General features: G+C 73.9%; 13 protein-coding genes. 8 read left to right on the forward strand and 5 right to left on the reverse strand.

Going from position 1 to position 9,189, the window contains the following annotated elements:
• Window positions 1–82 precede the first annotated feature (82 nt).
• Window positions 83–1,558: a protein adenylyltransferase SelO gene (locus ACX9MN_RS23340; RefSeq protein ID WP_489725578.1), complete on the forward strand. Its 1,476-nt coding sequence runs from the start codon at window positions 83–85 to the stop codon at window positions 1,556–1,558.
• Window positions 1,559–1,574: 16 nt separating this feature from the next.
• Here the strand turns inward: ACX9MN_RS23340 and ACX9MN_RS23345 are convergent, their stop codons facing one another.
• Window positions 1,575–1,790 (reverse strand): hypothetical protein, encoded by a 216-nt coding sequence (locus ACX9MN_RS23345; protein WP_056522883.1) that lies wholly within the window; start codon window positions 1,788–1,790, stop codon window positions 1,575–1,577.
• 443 nt (window positions 1,791–2,233) lie between these two features.
• Between ACX9MN_RS23345 and osmF the strand changes: the two genes are divergently transcribed.
• The 6 genes from osmF (at window position 2,234) to ACX9MN_RS23375 (ending at window position 7,313) form a co-directional block, all read left to right on the forward strand.
• Window positions 2,234–3,166 (forward strand): glycine betaine ABC transporter substrate-binding protein OsmF, encoded by a 933-nt coding sequence (gene osmF / locus ACX9MN_RS23350; protein WP_489725579.1) that lies wholly within the window; start codon window positions 2,234–2,236, stop codon window positions 3,164–3,166.
• A 207-nt stretch (window positions 3,167–3,373) separates the two neighbouring features.
• Window positions 3,374–4,564, forward strand: coding sequence for an ABC transporter permease (locus ACX9MN_RS23355; protein ID WP_489725580.1), 1,191 nt, complete (start codon window positions 3,374–3,376; stop codon window positions 4,562–4,564).
• Window positions 4,561–5,493, forward strand: a complete 933-nt coding sequence (locus ACX9MN_RS23360; protein ID WP_489725581.1) for an ABC transporter ATP-binding protein — start codon at window positions 4,561–4,563, stop codon at window positions 5,491–5,493. The genes ACX9MN_RS23355 and ACX9MN_RS23360 overlap by 4 nt, the downstream gene beginning before the upstream one ends.
• The gene (locus ACX9MN_RS23365) at window positions 5,490–6,233 is read left to right on the forward strand and encodes an ABC transporter permease (RefSeq protein WP_489725582.1); all 744 of its coding nucleotides are present in this window, start codon (window positions 5,490–5,492) and stop codon (window positions 6,231–6,233) included. Before ACX9MN_RS23360 ends, ACX9MN_RS23365 begins: the two co-directional genes overlap by 4 nt.
• Before the next feature lie 257 nt (window positions 6,234–6,490).
• On the forward strand, window positions 6,491–6,709 hold the full coding sequence (locus ACX9MN_RS23370; RefSeq protein WP_020090998.1) for a hypothetical protein: 219 nt from the start codon (window positions 6,491–6,493) through the stop codon (window positions 6,707–6,709).
• Between the two features lie 139 nt (window positions 6,710–6,848).
• Complete coding sequence (locus ACX9MN_RS23375) at window positions 6,849–7,313, forward strand: hypothetical protein (protein WP_020090999.1); 465 nt, start codon at window positions 6,849–6,851, stop codon at window positions 7,311–7,313.
• A 16-nt stretch (window positions 7,314–7,329) separates the two neighbouring features.
• Here the strand turns inward: ACX9MN_RS23375 and ACX9MN_RS23380 are convergent, their stop codons facing one another.
• The 4 genes from ACX9MN_RS23380 to ACX9MN_RS23395 all read right to left on the reverse strand — a co-directional run bounded on the left by ACX9MN_RS23380 (window position 7,330) and on the right by ACX9MN_RS23395 (window position 8,873).
• Window positions 7,330–7,641 (reverse strand): hypothetical protein, encoded by a 312-nt coding sequence (locus ACX9MN_RS23380; protein ID WP_489725583.1) that lies wholly within the window; start codon window positions 7,639–7,641, stop codon window positions 7,330–7,332.
• A gap of 84 nt (window positions 7,642–7,725) precedes the next feature.
• The gene (locus ACX9MN_RS23385) at window positions 7,726–8,133 is read right to left on the reverse strand and encodes a hypothetical protein (protein WP_091977896.1); all 408 of its coding nucleotides are present in this window, start codon (window positions 8,131–8,133) and stop codon (window positions 7,726–7,728) included.
• Window positions 8,133–8,393 (reverse strand): hypothetical protein, encoded by a 261-nt coding sequence (locus tag ACX9MN_RS23390; RefSeq protein ID WP_056523187.1) that lies wholly within the window; start codon window positions 8,391–8,393, stop codon window positions 8,133–8,135. The genes ACX9MN_RS23385 and ACX9MN_RS23390 overlap by 1 nt, the downstream gene beginning before the upstream one ends.
• Before the next feature lie 129 nt (window positions 8,394–8,522).
• The gene (locus ACX9MN_RS23395) at window positions 8,523–8,873 is read right to left on the reverse strand and encodes a hypothetical protein (RefSeq protein ID WP_056522867.1); all 351 of its coding nucleotides are present in this window, start codon (window positions 8,871–8,873) and stop codon (window positions 8,523–8,525) included.
• Between the two features lie 73 nt (window positions 8,874–8,946).
• On the opposite strand from ACX9MN_RS23395, the gene ACX9MN_RS23400 reads away from it, so the two are divergent.
• Window positions 8,947–9,189 (forward strand): hypothetical protein, encoded by a 243-nt coding sequence (locus tag ACX9MN_RS23400; protein ID WP_139257060.1) that lies wholly within the window; start codon window positions 8,947–8,949, stop codon window positions 9,187–9,189.

The raw sequence follows: 9,189 nt of genomic DNA on the forward strand, positions 1-9,189 counted from the left end.
CGGGCGCCGACGGCACCGCCCGGATCCCGCGGCCCCGACGGCCCCGCTTGCCCCCCGACCCCGCGCTCCATAGATCCCGACGATGACGGCACTCCCCTTCGACAACAGCTACGCCCGCCTGCCGGAGCGCTTCTACGCCCGCCGGCCGCCGACGCCCGTGGCGGCGCCGCGCCTCGTCCGGCTGAACCGCGCGCTCGCCGAGGAGCTCGGCCTCGATCCGGACTGGCTCGCCGGCCCGGACGGCGTCGCGGCGCTCGCGGGGAACGCGGTCCCGGACGGCGCCGAGCCGATCGCCGCGGCCTATGCCGGGCACCAGTTCGGCCAGTTCGTGCCCCAGCTCGGCGACGGCCGCGCGGTCCTGCTCGGCGAGGTCGTCGACCGGAACGGGCGCCGCCGCGACATCCAGCTGAAGGGCGCGGGCCCGACGCCGTTCTCCCGGCGGGGCGACGGGCGGGCAGCGCTCGGCCCGGTCCTGCGCGAGTACCTCGTCAGCGAGGCCATGGCGGCGCTCGGCATCCCGACCACCCGGGCCCTCGCCGCCGTGACGACCGGCGAGCCGGTGGTGCGCGAGACGCTCCTGCCGGGCGCGGTCCTCACGCGGGTGGCGGCGAGCCACATCCGGGTCGGCACCTTCCAGTTCTTCGCAGCGCGGGGCGACGTCGAGAGCCTGCGGGCGCTCGCCGACCACGTCGTCGCCCGGCACCATCCGGACGCGGCCGGGGCCGGCAATCCCTACCGGGCGCTGCTAGAGGGCGTCGTCGCGGCCCAGGCGGCCCTCGTCGCCCGCTGGTTGCACGTCGGCTTCGTCCACGGGGTGATGAACACCGACAACATGTCGGTCGCGGGCGAGACGATCGATTACGGGCCCTGCGCGTTCCTCGACGCCTACGATCCCCGGACGGTCTACAGCTCCATCGACCGCAACGGCCGCTACGCCTACGGCCAGCAGCCGCGGATCGCGCTCTGGAACCTGACCCGCCTCGCCGAGACCCTGCTGCCGCTCCTCGCCGAGGGCGAGGACGCCGCGGTCGCCGAGGCCGAGGCGGCGCTGGCCACCTACGCGCCGCGCTTCGAGGCGGCCTATCACGGCGGCCTCGCCCGCAAACTCGGCCTCGCCGAGACCCGCGACGGCGACGCCGAGCTGGCGGGCGACCTCCTCAAGGGCATGGCCGAGAACCAGGCCGACTTCACCCTGACGTTCCGCCGGCTCTGCGACGCGGCGGCGCGGCCTGAGGCCGACGCGGCCGTGCGCGACCTGTTCGTCGACCCGACGCGCTACGATGCCTGGGCGGCCGCGTGGCGCGCGCGGCTGGCGCAGGAGGCACGCGACCCGGTCGAGACCGCCGCCGCGATGCGCCGGGAGAACCCGGCCTTCATCCCGCGCAACCACCGGGTCGAGGCGATGATCGAGGCCGCCGTGGAGCGGGACGACTTCGCGCCGTTCGCGACGCTCCTCGCCGTCCTGGCCCGCCCCTACGACGACCAGCCGGACCACGCCGCCTTCGCGGAGGCGCCCGCGGGCGGCGGCGTCGGCTACCGGACCTTCTGCGGCACCTGAGCCCGCGCGCCGCCGGTCAGGACCGCGGCCACGTGAAGATCTCGCGCAGCCCGCCCGCGTGGCGAAACCAGTGGACGCGGGTCGCTGGATTGAAACCGTGATCCTGGTACGAAGTGGCGATCACCGACACGAGAGTCTCGGCCGCCGAGCGGTCGTGAATGTCGTAGGCCAGAAGTTTGGGAGTACCGTCGGTCTCGCGGGTGAGATCGCGAACCAGAATCGAATACGACATATCCCCCCTCCTTTCGACACAAAGCATGTACTCAAGATTATATCGCCAAAGCCAGGATCGTTCGCGGAAGGATCATGTAAAGGTTAAACAACGTTAACGGGAATGTGTTGATTTGATACGGCCCCGGTTGGACTCGCCGGGCGCACAGGTCTTCGCGGGGGTCGCGCGGCCCGCGACGCCGGAGCGGTCCGGTTTGGGAGACGCGGCTGTCGACCGGGTTCGGGCACCGAATCACGCTGCGGCGCCGGCCCGAGAGCTGTTCCCGATCGTGTCGCAGCGGTCTCGACGGACGACGATTCGGGTGGAGACAGTGGCGCCATGCCCCCTCTCCCGTGCGGCACAGGCTCGGTGCGCCTCCGCCTCAACTTGACCGGGACCGGCCCTAGATGTCGGAAAGCGGGCGCCCGACCGGACCGACGGGGCGCGGGGCAGAGCCGGAGGCGATGGTGAAGCGGATCCGGGCGGGGCTCGTCGCGGCAGGGCTCGCGTTGCTGGCCGCCCAGTGCGCGCCCGCGCCCGGCGCGCCGGCGGCCGGGATCGTCGTCGCCTCCAAGCTCGACACGGAGGGCGGGGTGCTCGGGAACATCATCCTGCAGGCGCTCCAGGCCCGGGGCCTGCCGACCGTCGACAAGATCCAGCTCGGCGCGACCGCGATCGTCCGCCAGGCCCTGATCGAGGGGCAGATCGACATCTATCCCGAATACACCGGCAACGCGGCGTTCTTCTTCGGGAAGGCCGATCTCCCGGTCTGGAAGGACCCGGAGGCGGCCTACCGCACGGCCCGGGACCTGGATCACGCGGCCAACGACCTCGTCTGGCTGACGCCCGCCTCGGCCAACAACACCTGGGCGATCGCGGTGCGCGAGGAGATCGCGCGGGCCGCGGGCCTGAGGACCATGAGCGACTTCGGCCGCTACGTGGCGGGCGGCGGCGCGATCAAGCTCGCCGCCTCGTCGGAATTCGTGACCAGCCCGGGGGCGCTGCCGGCCTTCGGCCGGGCCTACGGCTTCACCCTCCGGCCGGACCAGCTCGTCATCCTGGCCGGCGGCGACACGGCCGCGACGATCGCGGCGGCGGCGCGGGGCACCTCCGGTACGAACGCCGCCATGGTGTTCGGCACCGACGGCGGCATGGCGGTCGCGCGCCTCGTCATGCTGGACGACGACAAGGGCGTCCAGCCGGTCTACCAGCCGGCGCCGGTGGTCCGCGGCGCGGTCCTCAAGGCCCATCCAGAGATCGCCGCGGTGCTGGACCCGATCTTCCGCAGGCTCGATCTGGCCACGCTCCGGGATCTCAACGGCCGGGTCCAGATCGGCGGCGAGCCGGCCTCCGCGGTCGCGGCGGACTTCCTCCGGCAAAACGGGTTCGTGCGGTGAGCCGGCCGCGCGGACAGCACGGCGCGACGCGCCCTCACCGGCGGAGCCGTCCGCCGCCCGCGGGATCCCGCGTCGACAAGCCGGGGCTCCGCCGGCAAGGATGCGCGGCGGGGCGCCCGAGAGCGTCGCGACGCCGGTGACCCGCCTCATGAGACCCGCCGCATTTCCGTCCATCGTCGCGCCCCCGGGCGCCGCCGCAGCGTGAGGATGGGGGAATCCCTCGCGCCCGGGCGGTTTCGCCCGGGCGTCGATCCGCTGGGCGCGGCCTTCGCGGCCGTCCTGGCACTGAGCCTGCTCGCCTTGCCGCTGATGACGACCCGGCCGAACCGGATCGCGGCCGGCACCGCGCTGACGGCGTGGTCGGCGCTCCCCCCCGGCGCGGCGCTCCTCCTCGGGGGCGTCGTCGCCCTCGCGCTGCCGCCGCTGGTCCTGCGGTCGGCGCCGATCCTGCGGCTGGCCGCCGCCGCCGCGATCCTGCTGCTGCTCGGCCTCGCGGCCGGCTGGGCGGCCGATCACCTGACCGCGCCGGGCGACCGGTACGGCCGGGTCTCGCCGGACGCGGGCTGGTGGCTCGCCTTCGTCACGGCGGCCCTCGCGGCCGGCGACGGGCTGGGGCGGCTGCGGCCGGGACCGGTCCTGCGGATCGCCGCACTCGCCCTGCTGGTCGCCGCGACGGGGCTCGCCCTGCGCACCGGCTTCTGGGACAACCTCTCGGTCCTGCGGGAATATGCCAGTCGCTCCGACACGTTCGGCCGGGAGCTGCGGACCCACGCCGCCCTCGCCCTCGCCTCGGTGGCGGCCGCCGCCCTGGTCGGGATCCCGGCGGCCGTGCTGGCGCGCCCGGTCCCGCCCCTGCGGGCGGGCCTGCTCACGGGCCTCAACGTCGTGCAGACCGTCCCGTCCATGGCGCTGTTCGGCATGCTGATCGCGCCGCTGGCCTGGATCGGCCGGGAGGTGCCGGGTGCGGCCGCCCTCGGCATCGCGGGGATCGGCGCCGCGCCGGCCTTCGTGGCGCTGTTCGCCTACGCGCTCCTGCCCGTGGCCGCCGCGACCGTCGCGGGCCTCGACGCGGTGCCCTGGCCGGTGCGCGACGCCGCCCGGGGCGTCGGCATGACCGCGCGCCAGCGGCTGTTCCAGGTCGACCTGCCCCTCGCCCTGCCGGCGATCCTGACCGGGATCCGGATCGTCCTCGTCCAGAATATCGGCCTCGCGGTGATCGCGGGTCTCGTGGGCGGCGGCGGCCTCGGCGTGTTCGTCTTCCAGGGCATCAGCCAGAACGCGGGCGACCTCGTCCTGCTCGGCGCGCTGCCGACCGTCGCCATGGCGACCGGCGCCGCGGTGCTGCTCGACGCCGTCATCGACCTGAGCCGCGGCCGCGCGGCGGAGCGGATCCCATGATCGACCTCGCCGGGGTGAGCCGCGTCTTCGAGGGTCGCACGGTGGTGGCGGACGTCACCCTGCGGGTCGAAGCCGGGGCGATCCTGACGGTGGTCGGCACCTCGGGATCGGGCAAGACCACCCTGCTGCGGATGATCAACCGCCTGATCGAGCCGAGCGCCGGGACGATCCGGATCGCGGGCCGGGACGTCCGGGAGGTGCCGCCGCACCTGCTGCGGCGCGGGATCGGCTACGCCATCCAGGGCCACGGGCTGTTCCCCCACCGCACGGTCGCGGAGAACATCGCGGTGGTGCCGAGGCTCGTCGGCTGGGACCGCCGGCGGATCGCCGCGCGGGTCGACGAGCTCCTCGGCCTGTTCAACCTCGATCCGGCGATCTACCGGGACCGCCTGCCGGCGGCGCTCTCCGGCGGCGAGCAGCAGCGGATCGGCGTCGCCCGGGCGCTCGCGGCCGAGCCGCCGATCCTGCTCATGGACGAGCCCTTCGGCGCCCTCGATCCGATCATCCGCGGGCGGGCGCAGGCGGATCTGCTGGCGATCCAGGCGCGCTACGGCACCACGATCGTGCTGGTGACCCACGACATGACCGAGGCCCTGCATCTCGGCGACCGGGTCGCCGTGATGGATGGCGGGCGCCTCGTGCAGGAGGCCGCGCCGGCGGACCTCGTCGGCGCGCCCGCCACCGCCTTCGTCGGCGCCCTCCTCGGCAGCGGCGACCGGGCCTTCCAGCTCATGGCCCTGCGCGTCGTGGACGATCTGATCGAGCCCGGCCCGGCGCCGGGCCCGCCCATCCCGGCCGGGACCACGGTGCGGGCGGCCCTCGCCGAGAGCCTGTGGTCCCGGCGCCCGGCCCTGCCGGTCAGCCGCGACGGCGTCGTCCTGGGCCGGGTGACGCGGGAGGCCCTCGAGGCGCGGGGCGCCCAGCCGTGATCCGCGCCCCGCAGATCGCCCGGGCCGGGCTCCTCGCCCTGCTCGGGGCGTTTCTGGTCGCCCCGGGGTGGTTCGCGCCCCTGTTCCGGCCCTTCGCCCCCGGCGACACGCCGCCGATCTACGCCCAGACGCCGCTGCTGACGCTCGCCGTCAACCACCTCCTGCTCGTCGCGGCCGCGACCGTGACCGCGGCCGCGATCGCCCTCGGCCTCGCGGTCGCGGCCACGCGGCCGGCCGGCCGCGACGTGCTGCCCTTCGCCCGGTCAGTGGCCCGAATCGGGCAGACCTTCCCGCCCGTCGCGGTCCTGGCCCTGGCCGTGCCGATCCTCGGGTTCGGCGCGGTCCCGACCCTGATCGCCCTCGTCCTCTACGGGCTCCTGCCGATCTTCGAGACCGCGCTCACCGGGCTCGAGGATCTCGACCCGGCGCTGATGGAGGCCGCCCGCGGCATGGGTCTGACCGACCGGCAGCGACTCGTCCGCGTCGAGCTGCCCCTGGCGCTGCCCATGATCCTGTCGGGGATCCGCCTCGCCGCGATCATCGGGCTGGCGACGGCGACCATCGGCTCCACGGTCGCCGCCAGCACCCTCGGCGAGGTGATCATCTCCGGCCTGCTGACCGGCAACACCGCCTACGTCCTGCAGGGCGGCCTCGTCGTGTCCGCGCTGGCGCTCCTGATCGACGGCGGTTTCCGCCGACTCGAGCGCGGCGCGGCACGCCGGGCTGGATTTCCTTCCTAGAGGCGACTAGAAGGCCAGCGGGGCCGTACGCGCGGCCCTGGGGCGTGGAACCCCCTGTCTGATGGTCGGTGCCGACCACAACGGCACCCGTATCCTTGGCCACACGGTCGGGGAGCCTGCGGCGTATGTCCAGGCGTTCCGGCGCTAAAGGTCGTAGGGACCGTTCAGACACGGTTTTCCAACTCCCCGACTCGGGATGGTCGAAGGCTCGCTCGCGGGGGCGCACCGCGAGCCAGGGCCCGCCGGGAGGATGGGCCATGGGTTCCAGCGATCCCGAGACGCGCAGGCGGCAGCTCGACCGGCTGCGCGCGGCCTACGAGGCCCGCGCGGGCCGGCCGGACCTCACGGCCATCGGCAGCGGTGCGCGGCACTCGCGGGTGCTCCTAGGACGGATCCTCGTGGTGCTCGGCGGCCTGCCGGACGGGGCCGGACTGCCGGCGATCGGTCCGGGCGGGAACGGACGCGCCCAGACGTAGCCGCGCGGGTCGCGGCGCCGGACGGCCGGCGAGACGCGCGGCCGCGGCGGCTTGACCGGCACGGAGGCTGGCGCGAAACCGGATCGACGGATCCGGTGCGACGGGACAGGCGGGTCGACTCGGCGATAAGACGCTGCCCATGACGTCGCCCATGACGCCCGCCGACCGGGACCGGTTCGAGAAGTGCCTCGCGCTCGCCGATCAGGGGGCCACGGCGGGCGAGCGCGCGGCCGCCCGGGCGGCCGCCGAGCGCATCGCCCGGGGTGCCGGGCTGACCCTCGCGGCGGCGGCCGAGGCGCTCCGGCGGAGCGGGCAGGCCTCCGCCGATCGGGCGGCCCGCCCGCCCCCGCCCCGGCGATCCTATCCCTGGGCGCAACCCAAGGAACCGGTGACACCCGTCACGGTCGAGGAATTGCTGCGCCAGAAGGCCGAGACGGAGGCGTGGCGCAAGCGCAGCGCGGCCGCCGCCGACCGCCGCCGGAAGCGGGAGCGCGCCGACCAGGAGGCCTACGTGGCGGAGCAGCGCGCCCGGCAGGCGGAGCGCGACCGGGACTGGGCGCGCACCCGCGCGGATCCCCCAGGGGCGCCGGAGGACGGGACCTGAGCGCCGGTCGGCCGGCTCAGCGGTGACGCCGCGGCGGCGCGCTCCGGTGCGCCCGCGCCCTGCGGTGCCGCGGCGCGACCCGCGGCGGCGCCGGCGGCTCCGCGGCGGCGACCGGGGGCCCGGGCGCGACGCCGTCACGGGCGGCGACGATCCGGCGGACTTCCTCGACGCTCATGTCGCAGGCGCTCGTCATGCCCTGCAGGGCGCCCAGGGCGCGGTTGTACTCGGGAAGGTTGATGCATCCGGGGACGCCCCACGCCCAGGCGGGGACCGGCGCGGAGCCCGCCACCGCCAGCGCGAGGGCGGCAAGACCGTTCCTGAGCGACACGGATCCCTCTCCTCTCCACCGAGACCCGGATCCCGCCCCCTGAGGCAGCACGCCCCTCCGGGGGGCGGGTTCACGGACGCCCGATCAGGCCCCGCCGCACATGTGCTGGGAGTCGGGCAAAGTCCAGGAATCCAGCGTGCGCAGGTTGGTCGTCGTGTACATCTTGCCGCGATCGTCGCCCTTGGGGCAGCCCGTCGGCAGAAGTACGAGGCAGGTCATGACCCGGTCGCCGACCCGCGACCGCGCGACCGCTTCGACATACGCGTAGGAGACGCCGTAGACGCCGTTCTTGAGATCGACGCTCGTCCCGTCGCCGATCCCGTCGCCCTTCGGCTTCACGAGCGTGTCGCTGAACCGGGTCCCGATCCGCGCGATGGTGGTCGCCGCGCAGGTGCCGACCCGCGTCGGCACCTGCGCCTCGGCGGCGGACGCGAACCCGAGACCGGCGACCACGAGGGCGCCGGCCAGGATCGGTCCGGGGGCAGCCACCATCAGGCGGCTTCGAGGAGGAAGTTGGCCCGGCGGAACATCAATTCGCGCCGGTAGAAGTAGACGCCGCGGTGCCGCATCGCCGCGTGCGCCGCGTCCACGTCGAATCCGTACGGCCTGTCCCGGGTCGTATCGATGCAGCCGACATACATCCATCGGACACCGTCGATGAGCGACGGGATGGGCTGGTCCTGTCGGACGGCGCAGAACTGCTCCCCGTCCGAGGCCGAGATGAAAATGTAGAAGGTCTTCCGCGCGCACATCCGAACCTCCATGGGACTCGGGGGTGTAACCGCAACGCCACGGTCAAGCTGTAAACCGACCTTGGAGCAATAGTCAAGCTTCTGCCACATTTTCGTCACGTGTGAGACAGACCGCCCCGGCCGCACGCCTCACAGGCAGCCGACCCGCCGCAGGGCGCCGATCAGCTTCCGGCCGACGCGGTAGCCGTTGAGGGATTCCGATCCGAGGATGCGGACGGTCTCGGCCGACGCGGTGCGATCGTACAGGAACACCTGGAAATCGGACCGCCCCTGCCCGACGGGGCCGCTGCTGACCTGGCCGCAGAACGCCACGGCGGACTCCGCCTCGGCGGGGATCGGTCGGATCTTGCGGAATCTCACGAGGCCCGCATCCGGGAAGGCCGCGGCGACCCGCGCCCGCATCTCGGCCTCCAGATCGTCGGCGCCCTGCCCGTGGGCGAACGGCGCCGCGAGCAGGCCTCCGAGGAGCGCCGCCAGCATCGCGCGTCCCCATCCCGCCCCAGGCACGGTGCGGGACTTCCGGACCCTCGACCTCGGCACGGACGGGCGGCGTGTGGCGGCCATGAAGGGACTTCGCGATGCGCTCGAAGCGTATTGGATCACGAAGATCTGCGAAGTGGAAGCGTCGGAACCGCGCCGGCGAATTGTCCGGCAGGCGCGACCCGAAAAATCCGACGGCGCTCTCCCAATCTCGGACAGGACCATGGCCATATCATTGACCAACCGGACGGCGCGCGTCGCATCGAAATTCTGCATTCAAAATTCGTTACTTGCCAAGCATGTCATTCTGCATTGA

The organism is Methylobacterium sp. 1A, assembly GCF_058072805.1.